Annotated in this window: 14 protein-coding genes and 1 pseudogene; 6 read left to right on the top strand and 9 right to left on the bottom strand. The window is 71.3% G+C overall.

The window, feature by feature from the left end:
* Window positions 1-350: 350 nt before the first annotated feature.
* The 5 genes and pseudogenes from STRVI_RS25085 to STRVI_RS25065 all read right to left on the bottom strand — a co-directional run bounded on the left by STRVI_RS25085 (window position 351) and on the right by STRVI_RS25065 (window position 6,471).
* Complete coding sequence (locus STRVI_RS25085) at window positions 351-1,634, bottom strand: lanthionine synthetase C family protein (protein WP_014058432.1); 1,284 nt, start codon at window positions 1,632-1,634, stop codon at window positions 351-353.
* Window positions 1,631-4,753, bottom strand: a complete 3,123-nt coding sequence (locus tag STRVI_RS25080) for a lantibiotic dehydratase (RefSeq protein ID WP_251982733.1) — start codon at window positions 4,751-4,753, stop codon at window positions 1,631-1,633. The genes STRVI_RS25085 and STRVI_RS25080 overlap by 4 nt, the downstream gene beginning before the upstream one ends.
* Before the next feature lie 144 nt (window positions 4,754-4,897).
* The gene (locus STRVI_RS25075) at window positions 4,898-5,080 is read right to left on the bottom strand and encodes a hypothetical protein (RefSeq protein WP_014058430.1); all 183 of its coding nucleotides are present in this window, start codon (window positions 5,078-5,080) and stop codon (window positions 4,898-4,900) included.
* A gap of 210 nt (window positions 5,081-5,290) precedes the next feature.
* Window positions 5,291-5,586 (bottom strand): annotated as a pseudogene (locus tag STRVI_RS25070) (MFS transporter); the annotation flags it as partial.
* Window positions 5,587-5,616: 30 nt separating this feature from the next.
* Window positions 5,617-6,471: a LysR family transcriptional regulator gene (locus STRVI_RS25065; RefSeq protein ID WP_014058429.1), complete on the bottom strand. Its 855-nt coding sequence runs from the start codon at window positions 6,469-6,471 to the stop codon at window positions 5,617-5,619.
* A gap of 68 nt (window positions 6,472-6,539) precedes the next feature.
* Here STRVI_RS25065 and STRVI_RS25060 point away from each other — a divergent pair, with 68 nt between their 5' ends.
* From STRVI_RS25060 to STRVI_RS25045, 4 genes are all read left to right on the top strand, one after another.
* Window positions 6,540-7,547 (top strand): EamA family transporter, encoded by a 1,008-nt coding sequence (locus tag STRVI_RS25060; RefSeq protein ID WP_014058428.1) that lies wholly within the window; start codon window positions 6,540-6,542, stop codon window positions 7,545-7,547.
* A gap of 174 nt (window positions 7,548-7,721) precedes the next feature.
* Window positions 7,722-8,240, top strand: a complete 519-nt coding sequence (locus STRVI_RS25055) for a hypothetical protein (RefSeq protein WP_014058427.1) — start codon at window positions 7,722-7,724, stop codon at window positions 8,238-8,240.
* Between the two features lie 68 nt (window positions 8,241-8,308).
* Window positions 8,309-9,517, top strand: coding sequence for a sensor histidine kinase (locus STRVI_RS25050; RefSeq protein WP_150112916.1), 1,209 nt, complete (start codon window positions 8,309-8,311; stop codon window positions 9,515-9,517).
* Window positions 9,508-10,143 (top strand): response regulator, encoded by a 636-nt coding sequence (locus STRVI_RS25045; RefSeq protein WP_014058425.1) that lies wholly within the window; start codon window positions 9,508-9,510, stop codon window positions 10,141-10,143. The genes STRVI_RS25050 and STRVI_RS25045 overlap by 10 nt, the downstream gene beginning before the upstream one ends.
* 217 nt (window positions 10,144-10,360) lie before the next feature.
* Here STRVI_RS25045 and STRVI_RS25040 read toward each other — a convergent pair whose 3' ends face one another.
* Window positions 10,361-11,119: a nucleotidyltransferase domain-containing protein gene (locus tag STRVI_RS25040; protein WP_014058424.1), complete on the bottom strand. Its 759-nt coding sequence runs from the start codon at window positions 11,117-11,119 to the stop codon at window positions 10,361-10,363.
* Window positions 11,120-11,408: 289 nt separating this feature from the next.
* On the bottom strand, window positions 11,409-13,817 hold the full coding sequence (locus tag STRVI_RS25035; RefSeq protein WP_014058423.1) for a beta-L-arabinofuranosidase domain-containing protein: 2,409 nt from the start codon (window positions 13,815-13,817) through the stop codon (window positions 11,409-11,411).
* A 200-nt stretch (window positions 13,818-14,017) separates the two neighbouring features.
* Between STRVI_RS25035 and STRVI_RS25030 the strand changes: the two genes are divergently transcribed.
* Together STRVI_RS25030 and STRVI_RS25025 are read left to right on the top strand one after the other, a co-directional pair.
* Complete coding sequence (locus STRVI_RS25030; RefSeq protein WP_043239731.1) at window positions 14,018-14,749, top strand: class I SAM-dependent methyltransferase; 732 nt, start codon at window positions 14,018-14,020, stop codon at window positions 14,747-14,749.
* A gap of 134 nt (window positions 14,750-14,883) precedes the next feature.
* Window positions 14,884-15,738: a hypothetical protein gene (locus STRVI_RS25025; RefSeq protein WP_014058421.1), complete on the top strand. Its 855-nt coding sequence runs from the start codon at window positions 14,884-14,886 to the stop codon at window positions 15,736-15,738.
* Window positions 15,739-15,846: 108 nt separating this feature from the next.
* Here STRVI_RS25025 and STRVI_RS25020 read toward each other — a convergent pair whose 3' ends face one another.
* Window positions 15,847-16,242, bottom strand: coding sequence for a hypothetical protein (locus tag STRVI_RS25020; protein WP_014058420.1), 396 nt, complete (start codon window positions 16,240-16,242; stop codon window positions 15,847-15,849).
* A gap of 106 nt (window positions 16,243-16,348) precedes the next feature.
* Window positions 16,349-17,935, bottom strand: a complete 1,587-nt coding sequence (locus STRVI_RS25015; RefSeq protein ID WP_251982732.1) for a glycoside hydrolase family 43 protein — start codon at window positions 17,933-17,935, stop codon at window positions 16,349-16,351.
* Window positions 17,936-18,175 lie beyond the last annotated feature (240 nt).

Genomic DNA, 18,175 nt, shown 5'->3' with positions numbered 1-18,175 from the left:
CGGGCAGGGAGGACCACGCCATGCGCGGGTGGCGGGCTACGAGGAGGAGGCGGTCCAGACCGTCCCGCGCGTCGAACAACGCGATGTGCACGCGCAGCGGTCCGCTCCGCCGTGGCGCGGCCGTCGCCGTTCTGGTGTTCACGGCGGTGGCCGTGAGTGGCCCGGCGGCGATGGCCGCCCCGCCCGCCGCTGTCGTCCGGCTGAGAAAGCGTCCGCGTCCCATCGGAGTGCCTCCTGTCACTCGCGGTCGTACCCGTTCAGTATTCGGACCGGGGAGGGAGGAGTTCCGGCGTCTTCGTGGATCGCTTCATGGTCCACGAAAGGCGGATCGAGGGGTCAGGGCCGAGGGGTCAGGACAGCATGAGGGCCGCGTCCCAGTGTGGTGGTGTGTCGGGTCGGTGGAGAGCGAGAGCCACTCCCGCGGCGCCTTCCAGGAACGTGGGGGCGTCATAGGGGGCCGGATGCGTCACAGTGGGGTAGCCGAAGGCCGTGTCCGGGGCGAAGCCCGCGCGCAGGCGTTCGGTGAGGGCGTCCGCGTGGCCGGTCAGGGCCGGGTCCTGGAGGTCGGAGGCGATGACGCGGGTGATGTAGGCAAGACCGGCCAGGCCGTGGCACAGGCCCGGGTCCGTCAGGTCGGTGAGACCGCCGGGGCGGCGGTGGACGGCGTGCATGGCGTCCGTCGCCGAGCGCACCCACTCCTCCTCGCCCAGCGCGGCGCCGGCGAGCTGCATCGCCCGTGCCACGCCCGGTGTGCCGTAGCACCAGCTGGGGCGGTGCGGGGGCCGCGGCGCACGGTGTTCGGCGAGTTCCTCCTGGGCCGGGAACAGCGCGGGCCAGTAGGGGCCGCTGTCGTCGGATTGCCGCCAACTCATCAGCCACTCGGCGATGCGCAGGATGGCGGTGTCCTGGTCCGGCACCCTGATGCCCCGGGTCCAGCACAGGGACAGCAGGGCCAGCGGGCCCGCGGCGCCGTGCCCCAGGCCCAGATCGATCTGGTCGCCGTCCGTCTCCCGGCTCGGCCAGGGGGTTGCGGTCCAGCCGGGCAGCGTGTGTCCGTGGCGGCGGATCGGCTCGGTCAGGGCGGTGAGATAGCGCAGGACCTCGCGGACGGGTTCCGGATCCGCCGGCTCGGCAAGGAAGTAGCGGGCCAGTCCACTCGCGCCGTTGATCACGTCGAACCGCTCCCGTGGCGCCGGCTCCGTGCCGTCCGCCATCCGGGCGTGTTCCAGGTCGAGGATGTGCTGGAGCCGGTCGCGCACGACGGCGTTCAGCTGGGTCAGCACGGTGGCGTAGTCGCCGGGGGCGCGCACGGCCGCCTTGATGGCGAACGCCAGCCCCGCCAGGCCGTCGTAGAGGCCGTGACCCCCGGATCCCGGGGCGGAGCCGATCGTCTTCGCCGCGGCGGCCAGCCGGGCGTGAGCGGTCGGCCTGAGCGCGGGATCGTCCCTGCTGAGCTCGACGAACAGCAGGGCGGTACCGGCCGAACCGCCCGCCAGCCCGATCGGCAGGTCGGCCGGTGGAGTCCACGCTTCGGCCCGCCCCGCGATCTCCGCGACCACGGCCTCTCGGCTCATACCGACGGTCATCGAGGTGGCCGGGTGCGGTGCCCCGGACGGGCTGCCGGTCGTGTTCATCGGTGGTTCCTCCTGCGGTCCCGCTCGGTGGCTGCCATGCCGCGGGCCACCGCGAGCGAGCGCAGCTCCGCGTCACGCCGGACACCGGCCAGCCGGTTGTGGTGCATGTGAAGGACGCTGGCCAGAACGGCGCGCCGGGACGCCGCGGGAAAGTCACGCAGTGCCTGTGCCCGTGCGGCGCGGCTGCTCACGTCGAGGGCTCCCTCGACGAGGAGGCCGAGCGCCGTCGACCGGTGCTTACGGAAGAAGGGGTGGTGCTCGTCGTCGCGCGGCATGGCGAGGAACCAGTCGGGCCAGTCCTCCCCGTGGACCTGCCGCACCAGGTCCACGTAATGGGCGGCGACGAGGACGCCGGTCGCAGTGGTGTCGGCGCCGGAGGCCAGCCGGGTCAGCTGCTCGATCACGCTCAGGCTGTCGTGGTGGAAGAACCGCTCCGCCGCGTCAATGGCCTCCGGGCCCCCGTAACGGACGGTCTCGGGCTCGTAGGTGTCCACCACCATGCGCCCGGCCAGCCGCTGCCCGTGCAGGTCGTCGGCCCAGTCCAGGACGGTCGGCGCGATCCGCGACCACACCAGGTCCGGGTCGCCGTGGAACCGCAGCCGCAGATGGGGATGGGGATCGGCGTACCGGATGAAGAACCACCGGCCGCCGTCGTTCGGCAGGGCCGCGAGCAGCCGCGGCAGATGGTCGACCAGCACCTCCTCCTGCTGGGCGGTGGCGGTGTAGAGCTTGCCGTAGAACCAGGAGCGGTGGCGGCGGTCGTCCTTGCCGACGGGCCGGAGTGTCACGGTGCCCGTGGTGCCGCTCCCCGGGCGGGGCACTGCCTCGTCGGCGGTGCGCGCCGTGGTGCCGGCCGTGTGGCCGGGCAGGACGGGGATGAGCAGTTCGCTGCGGTGCGGGTTGCCACGGTCGTCGCACAGCCAGTTCTCGCCATGCCCGCAGGCCTCGGGCGTCTCGTGCACCACCAGCTCGCCACCACGTGCCAGATCGCGCCGGAGCAGGGCCCGATGCAGCGGTGCCGACAGGTCGAGCACCACCCGGCGGTCGGAAAACCCCACGCTCACCTGCCGGGGAACGTTCCAGCGGCCGCGCCACGCGTCCAGCGCCCGGCCCCACACCTCGTCGGTGGCCGTCGAGTCGGTCAGCGCGGGCTCGGACAGCCTCCAGCGCGCGGCGGCCAGGATCGTACGGCCGTAGCGGACCCTGGGCAGGTGGGGGGCGTTCTCCAGCGCACCCCACGACCATACCGACCACACAGGCCGGCCCATCGCGGGGATCTCACGCAGCAGCCGTACGGCGGCCGGTGCCATGGCGAAGTTCAGCACGGTGGCGGACTGCGGCACGATCTCCTGTCCGGTAGCCGTGTCCACCACGTACAGCCGCTGCTCGTCGGCGGCCAGGGCCACGTCGGCGACGCCCTGTACGGTCACACCGGGCGGGGTGTCCGGGAAACATCCGGCCGACAGCCGCCGGTCCCAGAACGCGGGCACTCGGGCGACGTTCGCGGCCCCGCCCGACATCGGCTGGAAGTCCAGGAGAACCGGCTCGGCCTGGGGACGGCACGCCGATGCGGCGGCTTCCCGTGCCAGTCGGGCCACCGGCTCGGGGTCGTCGAGCAGATACGCGAACCGGCCGAACATCCCGCCGGGCGTGGCCGATCCGGTCGTCTGCGACAGGACGAGGGAGAACTCCCCGCGCTCGAGATCCTCCGGAGACGGCGCGGTCAGGTGGGCACACAGCTCCGCCGCGACCGGCGGTATCCGCCGCACCGTGCCGGACAGCCGCTCCAGCGCGGCGTCGTCCAGGACGATCTCCCGCTGTCCCGCGGCGATCGCGGACAGTGCCCACTCCGTCAGCACCTCGTCGCGGGCCGCGTTCCGGTCGGCGGCCTCGGGCGTCAACTGCCGTTCGCTGGCGGGATATTCATAACTGGCCGGCGGGCCCAGCCCGGTGTGCGGGTCCAGCACGTCCATCAGCGGTACCGCCTGACCGGTGCCGTACCGTTCCATGAACGCCTGGTGATACTCGGTCAGGTGCCGTACAGACTCGTTCTTTGCGGCCGCCCGCCACAGCGCTGTCGCGGCTCGCTCCGCCTCACGCAGCACCTCCCGCGGCAGCACGACCTCGGCGTCCATCCGTACATCGACCTGTAGCGGCCGGTCGTGCCGGTACAGCGACCGCAACTCCCCCATCGCGGCCTGCCAACGGGACACGCCCGCGCCGAGTGGTTCGGCCTCACAGCCCTCCGTCAGCTTCGCCACCCGGGCGATGGTGTCGGCCTTCTCGCTCTCCCCGAGGGACGTCAGAACGTCGCGGAGATAGGACAGCGGGTCGGTGCGGGTCAGTGGCGGACGCAGCTCGGTGAGCAGGAAACCCTGCTGTACGAGGCCGACGAGCAGCCCTTCCACGACCGGCCTTCCAACCGCCGGGTACGCTGCCGTCAACCGCTCGACGATCTCTCCGGCGGTGCGGGGCCGTTGCGCGCACTCGAGCGCCAGCTCGACCGCGGGAGTACCGCGTACGGAGACCTCCTCGGTGCGCGAGGTCGGCACATCGCTCTCGTCGGGAGCGGGCGCGAACGGGAGCACCCAGCGCCCGCCGCGCCGGAACGCCAGGCCGTTGGTGACCACGCGCAGCTTGCACAGCACCTCCGGATCGCTCTCCCACGGCCGGATCAGCCCGAGCAGCCAGCCGCCGTCCGGCCGTACCGCGCCACGATGCGCGTCGCCCACCCGCACCCGGGCCTCGTCCGCGAAGGCAACCGGCGCGACACCGGCCATCAGGCCGAACGGGGTGGGACGGCCGGCCGCACGCAGGACGTAGCGCGTCGCCCCCAACACCAGTTTGCGCAAGGCTGCCGGTTTCATCGGCGCCCCGCTGAACAGGGTGTGCAGGGCGTGGTCGAGCGATGGGCTGGAGATGGCGAGCGCCTCGCGGATCCGCTCGTCGGCGGTGAGCGCGGTGAGGTAGCGCTCGGCCTGCCGTCTGTCGCGAGGATCGAGTCCCACGTCCGCCGCGACGGTCTTCTCGACCATGGTGTGCGGCAACAACGGCATGCGGAGCATGCCGACTTCAGCGGCACGGAACGAAACGCTGTCGCCGGACGAAGACACGGCCACTCTCTCTCCCTCGCGCGTCCGCGGTCCGCGAACGGCCTCGCAGTGCATGAGTCCCTCTGGCAAAGGTGGTGCGGAGCCGGTCCGAGGCTCGGTGGCCTCGGACCGGCCCTGCACCGTTGTGCAATCAGGAGCTGACGTCAGGCATCAGCACCCCGAGAGCACCGAGCAGAAACACGAGCTGGTGAAGGGGCCGTTGGGGATCGAGACGCTCTTCGCCGCCGTCGCCCCCTTGTTGTCTTCCAGGTCACGGAGGCTGGAACGGATGTCCAGGTCGAAGTCCGCATTCGCGGAGTCCACGGCAGCCTGGCCCTCTACACGCGTCGTCATATTGGTTCCTTTCCCGATCAGGTGAATTCAGCTGGCCCGAGGAGTGATCGAACAATTTTCCTCAGAATCCAACAAGGACATGTCAGTCTGTGGTTGCATCTGACAACCTGTCCAACCCTGACCGCGCAATCTAGGGACAACACCAGTGATCTTGGGCATGATCATGCCGCCCTCTTATGGAGGGCCGCCTGCCGCCGGTGGGCAGGGGGTGGTGACGGGTGTGGCGCCGAGGGCATCGGCGCCGGCCGCGAGACCGGGCCCGCGGTCGGCGGGCAGGCGGACAGGACGACCGCGGGTGTCACCAGTCCGATCGGCAGATTGATCAGGAAGATCCAGTGCCAGCTGAGCGCGTCGGTGAGCAGGCCGCCGAGCACCTGGTCGGTCGAGGCTCCGGCGGCGCCGGTGAAGCTGAACACGGCGATGGCCTTCGCGCGTTCGGCGGGTTCGGTGCAGAGCGTGACCAGTATGCCCAGGCTGACCGCGGACGCCGACGCGCTGCCGATCCCCTATCCGGAACAGTCCTTACCCGGGGCGGGTCAGCCGTTCCGGTAGAGGGTGGTGAGCAGCTCGATCGCGGTTTGGGTGGCGGGGTGCGGGTCGTCCCGCCACCAGGCGAGGCGTACCGCGATCGGCTCGGCGTCGCGGACCGGCCGGTAGGCGATTCCGGGCCTCGGGTACTGGTTGGCGGTGGACTCCGCCGTCATGCCGACGCAGCGGCCCGCGGAGATCACCGTGAGCCAGTCCTCCACGTCGTGGGTCTCCTCCGTGGCCGGCCGGGAGTCGGGCGGCCACAGCTCCGCGGTGGTGGTGCCGGTCCGCCGGTCGACGAGCAGAGTGCGTCCGCTGAGGTCGGCCAGCCGGACCGAGCGGCGCCTGGCGAGGGGGTCGTCGGCGGCCACGGCGCACAGCCGCCGCTCCAGCCCGACGATGGCGGAGTCGAAGCGGCGCTCGTCGAGGGCTCTGCGCACGACGGCCAGGTCACAGACGCCCTCCGCCAGCCCGGCGGTGGCGGAATGCACACGGACGAGGTGCAGATCCGTCTCGGGGTACGCCTGGGCCCAGCGGCGCTGGAAGGCAGGGGTGTGGCGGCCGAGCGCGGACCAGGCGTAGCCGATCCGCAGATGGGCGTGGCCCGATATGGCCTCCCGGATCAGGCCGTCCACCTCGGCCAGCACCCGCCGGGCGTGTGCCACCACGCGCAGCCCGGTGCCCGTAGGGGTCACCTCGCGGGAGGTACGCCGCAACAGCCGTGTCCCCAGGGCGCGTTCGAGCGAGGCCAGGGTCCGGGAGACGGCCGCCTGGGAGACGCCGAGCGCGATGGCGGCGTCGGTGAAGGTGCCCTCGTCGACGATCGCCACGAGGCAGCGCAGTTGCCGCAGCTCCACATCCATACGTCCAGCGTATAGATAAGACACCGAACGCATTATGTGCATGCGTGAGCCCGGCGCACGATCGACGCATGCGACCAGCTCCCGCGTCACGTATCGCCACCGCACGATCGACGGGAACCGCACACCGGGTCTCGCCGACCCCCGCCGACTCCGACCCGGTCCCCGGCCTGGATTCGGTCCCCGGCCTGGATTCGGGCCCGGGAGCGAGCCCGGACCCGGCCTCGGACCCCGATCAGCAGCCGACCGCGCGTCGGTTCGCCGGTGTGGCCACGATGATCGGCAGCGGGCTGTCCAACCAGACCGGCGCCGCGATCGGATCCCACGCCTTCCCTGTCCTCGGCCCGGTCGGGGTCGTCGCCGTCCGCCAGTACGTGGCCGCGATCGTCCTGCTGGCCGTCGGCAGGCCCCGGCTGCGGAGCTTCACCTGGTGGCAGTGGCGGCCGGTGGTGGGTCTTGCCGTGGTGTTCGGCACCATGAATCTCTCCCTGTACACCGCCATCGACCGCATCGGCCTCGGGCTGGCGGTGACCCTGGAGTTCCTCGGCCCGCTGTGCATCGCGCTGGCCACCTCACGGCGCCGGGCGGACGCGTGCTGCGCGCTGGTCGCGGCCGCCGCCGTGGTGACACTGATGCGTCCGCGGCCCTCGGCCGACTACCTGGGCATGGGGCTGGGGCTGCTGGCCGCCGTGTGCTGGGCGTCGTACATCCTGCTCAACCGCACCGTGGGCCGACGGGTCCCCGGCGCTCAGGGGTCGGCGGTGGCCGCGGGGCTCTCCGCCCTGATGTTCCTGCCGGTCGGGATCGCCGTCGCGGTCCATCAGCCGCCGACCGCGAGCGCCGTGGCGTACGCCGTCACCGCGGGCGTCCTCTCCTCGGCCGTGCCGTACCTCGCGGACCTGTTCACCCTGCGCCGCGTGCCCGCCCAGGCGTTCGGGCTCTTCATGAGCGTCAACCCCGTCCTCGCCGCCCTGGTCGGCTGGGTCGGCCTGGGGCAGAACCTGGGGTGGACGGAGTGGACGAGCATAGGCGCCATCGTCGCGGCCAACACACTGAGCATCCTCACCCGGCGCGGCTGAAGGACCGCCTACCGCCGCGGACGGCCGGTGCGCGACACTGCCGCCGGTCCCGTCCCGGGGGGTACGACGCCACTGCGCACAGTGCGGTGCCCGGGTGTGGGTGGAGGCTCAGATCCACCCGGGGTCGACCTGTGGGTTGACGTGTGCGGCAGGGCTCCGGCCGAGCATGGCGGCATGGATATCAAGGACTGGCTGATCGATATCGCCCTCGTGGGCATGGTGCTGCTGCAACTGCGTGGCCGACGGTTGACGGCGAAGACGCTGCTGCTCCCGGTGGGGATCGTCGGATGGGCGGCGACGAAGTACCTGCACGAGATCCCGACGTCGGGCAACGATCTCCTTCTGATCGTGACCACGACGCTGATCGGGCTCGCTCTGGGCGCGGGGGCCGGGGCGCTGACCCGGGTGTACCACAACGACGCCGGTGAGGTCATCGCGCGCGCCACGGCCATGGCAGCCGTGCTGTGGGTGGTGGGCTGCGGCTTCCGTATGGCCTTCCAGCTCTTCGCCACGCAGGGCGGCGACGAAGCGATCGGCCGCTTCTCGACCGACTACCACCTTGATCCGACGGCCTGGGCCCCGGCGATTCTCCTGATGGCGCTCGCCGAGGTGATCGCCCGCACCGCCATCGTGGCCTGGCGTGGACGGGAGGCGCTCCTCGGTTCGGACCGGGGCCGGCTGGGCGTCCAGTGAGCGACGGGCCACGGTGCGAGCGGTGGCCCCCGGGGCTGGGCAGGTCACGGGCACGGCATGCTGGTCGGATGAGTACTGGTGATCTCCGGTCGGCCCCCGGCGGACCGTCCGTCCGGCCGGACGGCAACGAGCCGACCGCGGAATGGGCCGTGGGCCTGCTCGCCCTGGGCGGCTTGATCTACGGGGCGGTGCGGGCGACACATCCCGGCCTCGACGCCCGCGGCCTGGTCGCGCTGGTGGTCACCGTGGGCCTGGGCCTGGGCTGGATCGGCTGGCTGGTGGGCCTGCGGAGAGGCCGACCGACGGTCGGTGTGTGCGCGGTGGCCCTGGTGGCGGTCTGCGGCGGGATAGCGGGGGCGTGGGCCTCGTTCGGCGCGGTGGTCGTGGGGGTGGCCGCGATGTGCGCCGTCATGCTGGTGGGGCTGCTCCCCGCCACGGCCCTGGCCGGCCTCGGCATCGCGGCCACCGCCGTCGCCCTCGCCATCGACGGACAGGACGTCGCGATGCTCGCCGCCGTGGGGGTGGCCGCGCTGCTCGGCCTGCTGCTGGGCGTCGTACGCCGCCAGCGCCGGGAACGGCTGCGGTCCGAGGCGGAGCTGGCGGTGGCGCGGGAACGCGGCGCCGTCGAGCACGAGCGCGCGGAGCTGTTCGCCGAGCGCAACCGGATCGCCCGGGAGGTGCACGACGTGCTGGCCCACACGCTGTCGGCGCTGTCGGTGCAGATCACCGCTCTTGATTCCATCGTCGAGGACGGCGCCGGCACCGACGAGGTGCGGGCCGCGATCGGCCGGTCCCGTCGCCTTGTCGTGGAGGGCCTGGACGAGACCCGCCGGGCGGTGCGGGCGCTGCGCGAGGAGCCGGTCGCCCTCGACGAACAGCTCACCGCCCTCACCACGGCCGAAGGCGCCGACTTCCGGATCACCGGGGCCGTACGGCCGCTGCCGCCGGCGGCCGGAATAGCCCTGCTGCGGGTCGCCCAGGAAGCACTCACCAACACGCGCAAGCACGCACCGGGCGCCGCCGTCACGGTCACCCTGGCCTTCGGCGAATCGTCCACCCGTCTGACGGTCACCAATGAGGCGGCGGTACGAACTGGCGTCGATCCGGCCGGAGAGCTTGCCGAGACCGGCGGTGGCTTTGGCCTCACCGGCATGCGCGAGCGCGTGGAACTGCTCGGCGGCACACTCGACGCAGGTCCCGAAGACGTGGGTTCCAAGGACGCAGGTCCAAAAGCCGGTGGCTGGAGTGTGGAAGCGGAGGTCCCGGCGTGGAGGTGATCATTGTGGACGACCAGACCATCGTCCGCGACGGGCTGGTCACCATCTGCGAGCGGCTGCCCGATGTCGAGGTGGTCGCCGCTGTCGGCGACGGTCGGCAGGCCCTGGCCGCGGTCGCCGAGCATTCCCCGGACGTGGTGCTGATGGACCTGCGCATGCCGCACATGGACGGCATCGAAGCCACGCGGCACATCACCATGGACCATCCCGGAACGCATGTCGTCGTGCTGACCACCTTCATCGACGACGAATCGATCAACGCGGCGCTCACCGCCGGAGCCCTGGGCTACCTCACCAAGGAAGCCGGGCGCGAGGACGTCGATCGGGCGCTGCGGGCGGCCGCCCGTGGGCAGGCCCTCCTGGACCCCGCCGTACACGCCCGACTCGTCGCACTCGCCCGGCAGCAGCCCGCCGCCGGATCGGGGGAACTGCCCGCCGGGCTGACCGCACGCGAGGCCGAAGTGCTCATCTGCATGGCCAAGGGCCTGTCCAACCGCGAGATCGCCCGATCGCTGTTCGTCAGCGAAGCCACCGTCAAAACGCACGTCAACCGCGTCTTCGCCAAGACCGGCAGCCGTGACCGCGGCCAGGCCATCGCCTACGCACACCGGTACGGACTGGGCTGAGCCCAGGCGCATCGTTCGCCCTCACCGCGGGCCTTGGAACTGGTGTGGGCGTAGCAGCGGATGCCCGTGCCGAGGGCGCCGGTGTGCGTGTAGAGGCGTGACGTTGCCGAGGCGCCGGGATGTGCGTGTACGGCACGAGGTTTGCCGGGGTTCCGCCGTGCGGGTGCAGCGTGGCGTTGCCGAGGTGCCGCGCTGCCAACGTGCCCAGGCCCACCGCTCAGTCGGCGGCTGCGAACAGCGCCTCCGCGTCGGCGACCGCCTCGGCAAGCACGGCGGGCTCCGGCCGCAGCCCTGCCACGATCGTGTCGATGCCGCGCAGGCCCGCCCGCTGGAGGAGGCGTTTCTCATTGGTGGCCCACTCACCGCGCGCCGCCAGCACCGCGTGCGCCGTCTGCAGGGCGGCGGTCGCCACCGCCCCCGCCACCTCGGTGGCCTGGCCCCGTCCGACGTACGCGGCCGAGGCGTACCGCAGTGTCAGAGCCGAGCGCCCGCGCCACACCGGGGGCGCCGCCTCGCGCAGCGCCTGCGGGTATTCGGGGCGCGGCAGGGCGCCCCGCAGCACCTGGTTGAGGGCGAGTTCGGCCACCACCAGATAGCTGGGGATGCCCGCGAGGTGGAACATCAGCGGCTCCCAGCGGAAGCGGCCCAGCCGCGACTCGGCGAGTTCGTGTTCCACCACCTCGAGGTCGCGGTAGTGGATGTCCACGAGCCGTCCGTCGATCGTCAGCCAGGCGCCCCCGTTGAAGACACCTCCGCCCCACTCGCCGATCTCGGAGACCTCGCCCGCCCAGCCGATGGCCCGCAGATCGGCCGGGTCGAAGCCGCCCCGGTAGTACACGGCCAGGTCCCAGTCGCTCTCCGGGGTGTGGGTGCCTTGCGCACGCGAGCCCCCGAGGGTGACGGCGCGTACGGCGGGCAGGGCGGCGAGCCGCTCAGCGACCTCGTCGAGAAACATGGCGTCGGTCAGCTCGGTCATGTCGGTCATGGGTTCCGATCGTGTGAAGTGGATGACGGGTGCGTCGGGCACACCGACCGGACGCCGGAGCACAGGCTCGTACGGCGTTCACGCGGTTCGCGATCGGTGCGCCGGGTCATCACTTCATGACGCCGACCATACCGCCCCCGCCGGACCCGAGCCCGGCCCGCCGGAACACCGACGCAAGGCGGGGCGGACGGCCCGGCGCCGATGGCCTCATCCCTTGATGTGGTGCCGACGCCTTCCAAGGGAGTGTGGCCGCGGCCGCGATGTCATGTTCCGGGCCCGATCACACGAGCCGCCACAGATGGTCGTCGGTTCCGTTGTCGTCGTACTGCACCACCTGGGCGCTGTTGGCGGTGGACATGCCGTCGACGCCCAGCACCTTCTGGCTGTTCTTGTTGAGGACGCGGAACCAGCCGTCGCCGTTGTCCACCTTCCTCCAGAGGTGATCGGCCGTGCCGTTGTCCTCGTACTGGACGACAATGGCGCTGTTGGCGGTCGACATCCGGTCGACGCCCAGGACCTTGCCGCTGTGGCCGTTGCGGATCAGGAACCAGCCGTCGCCCCGGTCGATCCACTGCCAGGCGTGGTCTCCCGTCGGCGTGTTGTCGAACTGCACCACGCGGGCGCTGTTGGCGGTGGACATCTCGTCGACCGCCAGCACCTTGCCGCTGTGCTTGTTCCGCAGGCGGCGGAAGGGCGGCTCCGGGGTCCATGTCCGGCCGTCCGGCGAGGCCGTCGGAAAGCAGGTGATGCGCAGCCGGGCCGCGCCCATGGGGATGAGGGTGACCGTCTCGGCCGGTGTGTCGGCCCGGGCCGGGCTCTGCTGCAGCGGGGTGACCACCTGCTCGTCGTCGGAGACCCACTCGGGGATGCGACGCGCCTGGGCGGTCATGCGGACCGGGGTGCCCTCGTGGGTGAAGGGGTTGGCGGCGAGCGGTCCGTCGTCGCGGGTGAGGACGGGGAGGGTGCCGGGGGTGAGGCCATAGTTCCACGGCGTGGTGGCGTGCACTTCGTACTCGGGAAAGGCGTCGGTACCGGCGTAGCGCACGAAGTCCTCGCCGATGCGCAGGGAGTACGTCAGCGGGCCGTGGTCGACGCTGACCGCGTCGTGCTGCGCGGACCAGGTGCGCAGGGTGGTGCGCTGCGGCAGGCGGATCGTCACCACATCGCCGTCCGTCCAGCTCCGGTCGACCTTGACGAACGCCGGACCGCCGCCCGCGGCCACCGCCCGGCCGTTGACCTCGATACGCGGGTTCTCGCACCAGCCGGGGACGCGCAGATGAAGCGGGAAGGCCACCTTCTCGCGGGTGGACAGAGTGAGCCTGATGGTCTCGTCGAACGGATAGTCGGTGTCCTCGGTGAAGGTGACCGTCGTACCGTCGGCCACCTTCGCGCTCACCTGGCACGCGGCGTAGAGGGAGGCGGCGAGCCCCTTGTCGGGAGTGGCCAGCCACAGCTCCTCGGCGAAGTACGGCCAGCCCATGCCGTAGTTGTGCGGACAGCAGCGGTACTGGTCGACGCCCGGCTGGTACGACTGCATCGCGAAGCCGTTCTGGAACTGCCCCTGGGACTTCACCGCGTTGTTCAAATCGATGCTGTTCGCGCTGGTGATGTAGTGGGTGCCGGTGCCCTGGGGGTCGAGGGCGGCGGGCAGCATATTGAAGGCCAGGTCTTCGCAGCGGTCCGCCCAGACCGGGTCGCCGGTGATCCGGGTCAGCAGCTCATGGCTGGCCATGAACTCGACGATGCCGCAGGTCTCGAACCCTTGCCGGGGGTCCGCGAAACCCGGGCGGTAGTTCTCGTCGCCGGCGATGCCACCGCCCGGGAACTGGCCGTATGCGCCGAGCACCGACGCGTAGGTGCGGTAGGTCGCCTGTCCGAGCTCGGCGGAGCCGGTCACTTGCGCGTACTGGGCGGGCTCGCGGAAGCCCTGGGCGATATTGACGTTGTGCGGGCTCGGGATGTTGTCGACCCAACTGGCGCCGTACGTATGCATCTTGCGTACGAGGTCGAGGAGAAACGCCTCGCCGGTGCGGCGGTACAGCCACATCGCGGTGTCGAGCCCGTCGCCCCAGCGGTAGGAGACCCAGCTCGAGCCGAAGGCGCCCGGCCCCTGCGCGTTCATGAAGCTCAGGAAGCGGGTCAGGAAGGGGACGACGCGCTGGTCGCCGGTGAACTCCTCATGGGTGCGCAGGGCCATGAGGAGGGGGAGGAACGGCCAGAAGTCGGGGCCGCCGTTCAGCTTTGTCCGCAGGGAGCGTGGCCCGAAGAAGCCGTCGCTCTGCTGGGTGGCGAGGACGGCGTCGATCCACTTGCGGGAGTTCGCGAGCGCCGCCTGGTCACGGGTGGCCACGGCCAGCGGGACATAGCCACGCAGCCAGTAGGGCACCTCCTCCCAGCCGTCCTGGTCCGGATGGGTCCACCCGGTGGCGTCGAAGTCGAGGAAGTGCGAGCGCTCCTCGTACCGGCCGCAGAGCCCATGGAGTTGGAGACGCAACTGCTCGGCCAGCCATCCGCGCGGGGTGATGCTCCCGGACGGCAGCCGGTCGAAGGCGTCGGCCAGTGGGGCCCTCGGCCGCCGGGCCGGGGATGCCGGGGATGCTACGGCGGCCGGGGCCAGGTGGGCGGCGAGCGCGGGGGCGCCAAGGGTGAGGGCGCTGGTGCGGAGGAAGCGACGTCGGTCGATGGGCATCGTGCGGCTCCTGTCGGTGGGGTGCCGAGGAAGTGCCGAGGGATGGTCGAGGAAGTGGTGCCTGACATCGTTGTCGCGCATCACAGCACGCCACCGGCGTCCTGTCCAGGTGCATGACAGGCCGGGAGTACGACAGGCCGGGGGTACGACAAGTCGGGAGTACGACCGCCCTGCCCCGGTGGGGCTCTATGCTGAGCGTGATGTCCGCACCCCGGGGCCCCACCTTCCGTGAGCTCGTCGTCCAGGCGCTGTCCTCCGTCGAACACGGCTACGATCTGCTGTCCCCGAAGTTCGACCACACCGGGTACCGGACCCCGGCGTCGGTGCTCGACTCGGTGACCGGCGCGCTGCGCGGGCTCGGGCCCTTCGACAGCGGCCTCGACGTGTGCTGCGGAACCGGCGCGGGCATGGGCGTGCTGCGGCAGGTGTGCCGGGAGCGGATCACCGGCGTCGACTTCAGCGCGGGCATGCTGGCCGAGGGCCGGGCCCGTACGCCGGTGGTGCCGGACGCACCGCGCACGGTCTGGGTACGCGCCGACGTGCGCGCCCTCCCATTCGGGCCGGTCTTCGACCTGGCGGTGAGCTTCGGGGCGTTCGGCCACTTCCTGCCGCGGGAGCTGCCGGGGCTCTTTGCCCAGATCCACTCGGTGCTTCGCCCGGGCGGCCGGTTCGCCTTCCCGATCGGGGCACCGGCCCGTCCGGGATCCCGGCAGTACTGGGAGCTCCTGGCGTTCGACACCGCGATGCGGGTGCGCAACGCGGTGTGGCGGCCGTGCTTCGTCATGTACTACCGGACCTTCCGGCTCGTGGAGGTGCGGGAAGAGCTGGTCCGGGCCGGGTTCGAGGTCGAGCTGCGGGCACTGGAGGACCTCGGCCGGCGGGCGGACGGCAGCCCTCGCTGCCGACTGGTCGTGGCCACCCGGCCGGTCTGAGCGGGCCCGTTGGCCACCGGCCGACGTGAGCGGGACCACGCGTAAGCGGCGATCGCGGAGACATGGCGGCAACCCAAGCGACGGTGGCGGCGACCTGAGGCTGACAACTTGTCAGCTATCCAAGGGAGTTCACAGTGCGCTCATTCCTCGCGCGCCTGGCCACCGTGCTGGCCGCCCTGGCCGCGCTGGTCGCTGCGCCGGGTGTCGCGACGGCCGCCCCGTCGCGGGTCGCCGACGACTGGAACCCGCCCGCCAACCTGGTGCAGCCGCTCGGCGAGGTGTGGAACCACGTCGAGTCGACCTACCCGGATCTCTACGGCTTCCGCAATTACGGCTGGGACCAGGTCATGGCCAACAGGGGAAGCGTCAACTACTGCGTCCGCTGGGAGTCCGACGCCCCCGTCAGCGCCGCCCTGCGCGACCAGATCCACGCCGCCGTGAAGAAGCAGTACGCCAAGTGGATGGCGACCATGGTGGAGAACGGCCAGGGACACAACGCCTGGCCCTACACCAACGTCCCGGTCAACATCGTCGGCTGGGCCGTGAAGAACCGCTCGACACTCCAGTGGACCGACAACTCGGTCGACATCTACGCCGGGAACCTCGACGGCGGCGGCGCCCCGCAGTGCTCCCCCGACTGCGGACGCTTCTTCCACCAGGACGGTAACTACTCGCGCTGCCCGGGCGGTGCGGCCCGCCACTACGACCAGTCGCTGTGGCTGACGAAGGGCTTCCAGGGCGGCGCCGGCGGGGACTGGGGCCAGCGCGTGGGACAGGAGTACTTCACCGGTGCGCTGAACCAGGAGAATATCCACATCTACCTGCATGAAGTCGGCCACACCTTCGGCCTCGACGACTTCTACGACTGGACGCCGACCGGCCAGTGCTGCTTCCTCATGAATGCGGGAAGCGCCACGCAGATCACGGAGTTCGACAAGTGGATGCTCCGTGACTTCTGGCGCCATCTGAAGAGCCGCTACGGCCTCTGAGCGGACGGTGTCCGCACCCGCTCACCATGACCCCTGGCCTCGTCGGCCGAGCCGTACCGGGCCTTCGTCGACGTCCTCTGCCCGGCCGGGCAGAGGACGTCCGCCCGTTCAGTCGTCACATTCGCCGCGCCAAGTGAGGCTGGTCAGGGTGGCCTTGGAGCCGATGATCAACTTGTAGTCGCCGGGGCCGGGGTTGAAGTGGAGGCACCTGCCAAATGTCTGTCCGTTGAAGACCCAGGTGGCCTGGATGTGATCGTGGCCCGGCTGACGGGTGCCATTGTTGAAGATCGTGCTGCCGACGGTGCCGGTCGGGTGGGAGCCCCTCCAGTTGCCGGCGCTCTTGATCACGGCCGGACCGTCGGTGCTCGTGTTGCTGTCGAACACGCAGACGTTCCCCGGGGGACAGTCGGGCGGGCTGGGCTCGGCCGAGGCGATGGGCGCGCTGGCGAGCACGGCGACGAGGGCCGCGGACAGGGCTGTGGTGACGGCGATGCGCTGGTGCATGGTGTTCCTCCCGGCTTCCGCTGGGGGCGCCCTCCTGGGCGCGCCTTCTGCCGACAGGGCACCACGAACCGGCGGGGACTGGTCCCGAAGGCCCGCTCCCGGCCATCTACGAGGAAATCGGTCTTATCCGGAACCAGTCGAACTCCGCCACGCCGCCCCTGCCGCCGGTCGCCGGACCGGTGGCGAAGAGTCCCACGGTCGCCCCGATCCACTTGCCCGCGGTCGCCGGGAACGGCGCCCCGAGCGGTATGAGCCCCCGCCCGTCCACCTCGGCCGCGAACTGGCACACCGCTCCCGGCCGCACAGTCACCCGGAGCCGTACGGCCGAGCGCCCCCTCAACGGCACCGGTGTGACGGCGTCCACCTCGGCGGCGTCCTGGGCCGCGGTGCGGCATACGAGGACGATCCGGTCGCCGTCGTGGCGCAGGCCCACCCAGGCGTAGGTCTGACCAAGAACCACCAGCCCGGCCCGGGAGCCGGCGGTCATGGTGGAGACGCTCATCGAGGTCGTCGCGGTGAACGATTCGGCGGGCAACCGCTGGGTCAGCACATGGGGCAGCAGCCGTAAGTCACCGGCGACCGGGCTCGGTTGGCAGACCAGGGCGAGCCGGCCCGGGGAGCGGCGCAGCGACCACCACGCCGGGTCGGCGTTCGCCTGCCACATCCACTGCCGGCCCAGCTCCGCCCCGGTGAACTCGTCGCCACTGGCCGGCGCGGTGACCTCTGTCCGGCCGTTCACCCGGGGCTTGGTGTGCACCAGCACCGGCGTGCCCCGGCCGCTGCCGTCGTCGGTGCCCATCACCGGCCAGCCATCGGCGCGCCACCGCATCGGCTGGAGGTGCACCACCCGTCCGTAGGCATCACGGTCCTGGAAGTGCAGGAACCAGTCCTCACCGCTCTCGGTGGTCACCCACGCTCCCTGGTGCGGCCCGTTGACGGGGCTGTCGCCCTGGGCGAGGACGACGCGGTCCTCGTACGGGCCCCAGATGGAGCGGGAGCGGAACGCCGACTGCCAGCCGTTGGTGACGCCTCCGGCCGGAGCGAAGATCCAGTACCAGCCGTCCCGCTTGTAGAGTTTCGGGCCCTCCAGCGTGGTGTAGCCGGGGAGGTCATCGCCGTTGATCACGATCCGGCCCGCGTCGAGCAGCTCGGTCCCGTCCGGGCTCATACGGTGCAGGGTGAGCCGGTTGTTGATGCCACTGCGGCTCTTCGCCCACGCGTGGACCAGATACGCCTGCCCGTCGTCGTCCCACAGCGGACACGGGTCGATCAGCCCCTTGCCCGGTTTGACGGGATGCGGTGTGCTCCATGGCCCTCGCGGATCGGTGGCGGTCACCACGAAGATCCCGAAGTCGGGGTCGGGATAGAAGATCCAGAACCTGCCGTCGTGATGGCGCAGGGCCGGGGCCCACACCCCTTCGCCATGCCGCGGCTCGCTGAAGTGGTCCTTGGGCTCCAGCTCGGTCAGGGCATGACCGATGACGCTCCAGTTGACCAGGTCGACCGACCGCAGTACGGGCAGTCCCGGAACGCGGTTGAAGGTGGAGGCGACCAGATAGAAGTACGGGCCCACCCGGATCACATCGGGGTCGGACCAGTCGGCGTTGAGCACCGGGTTCTGATAGCGGCCGTCCCCCAGGTCGGCCACCCATGGCAGAGGTGTCCGGGCCGAGGCCGGTTCACTTGCCGTCACCGCGCCACCTGCCTCGATCGGCCCGCCTGGCCGTGGCACCGCCGAAGCCGGGGTGGTGGCGCCGACGCCGCCGAGCACCGTCGATCCGGCGACCGCGCCGAGCCCGGTCCGTAATACCTGCCTGCGACCGTGTTCCCTCACTGTTCCCTCCGGGGCGACTCATGGGGGTGCGTCCGTCGGTTGGGTGGTGCGTCTGCCGGTAAGCGCTTTCCGTCTTCCGTCGGAGTCTGTCAGCGCGTC

Origin of the sequence: Streptomyces violaceusniger Tu 4113, assembly GCF_000147815.2 — a bacterium.
Classification (GTDB): Bacteria; Actinomycetota; Actinomycetes; order Streptomycetales; family Streptomycetaceae; genus Streptomyces; species Streptomyces violaceusniger_A.
This window is presented reverse-complemented; position numbering and strand designations above follow the sequence as displayed.

Excerpts from the sequence above, each read along its gene's own strand:
- STRVI_RS25085 (WP_014058432.1), bottom strand. The coding sequence starts at position 1,634 with ATGAACACGACCGGCAGCCCGTCCGGGGCACCGCACCCGGCCACCTCG.
- STRVI_RS25075 (WP_014058430.1), bottom strand. The coding sequence starts at position 5,080 with ATGACGACGCGTGTAGAGGGCCAGGCTGCCGTGGACTCCGCGAATGCG.
- STRVI_RS25065 (WP_014058429.1), bottom strand. The coding sequence starts at position 6,471 with ATGGATGTGGAGCTGCGGCAACTGCGCTGCCTCGTGGCGATCGTCGAC.
- STRVI_RS25060 (WP_014058428.1), top strand. The coding sequence starts at position 6,540 with ATGCGACCAGCTCCCGCGTCACGTATCGCCACCGCACGATCGACGGGA.
- STRVI_RS25055 (WP_014058427.1), top strand. The coding sequence starts at position 7,722 with ATGGATATCAAGGACTGGCTGATCGATATCGCCCTCGTGGGCATGGTG.
- STRVI_RS25050 (WP_150112916.1), top strand. The coding sequence starts at position 8,309 with ATGAGTACTGGTGATCTCCGGTCGGCCCCCGGCGGACCGTCCGTCCGG.
- STRVI_RS25040 (WP_014058424.1), bottom strand. The coding sequence starts at position 11,119 with ATGACCGAGCTGACCGACGCCATGTTTCTCGACGAGGTCGCTGAGCGG.
- STRVI_RS25035 (WP_014058423.1), bottom strand. The coding sequence starts at position 13,817 with ATGCCCATCGACCGACGTCGCTTCCTCCGCACCAGCGCCCTCACCCTT.
- STRVI_RS25030 (WP_043239731.1), top strand. The coding sequence starts at position 14,018 with ATGTCCGCACCCCGGGGCCCCACCTTCCGTGAGCTCGTCGTCCAGGCG.
- STRVI_RS25020 (WP_014058420.1), bottom strand. The coding sequence starts at position 16,242 with ATGCACCAGCGCATCGCCGTCACCACAGCCCTGTCCGCGGCCCTCGTC.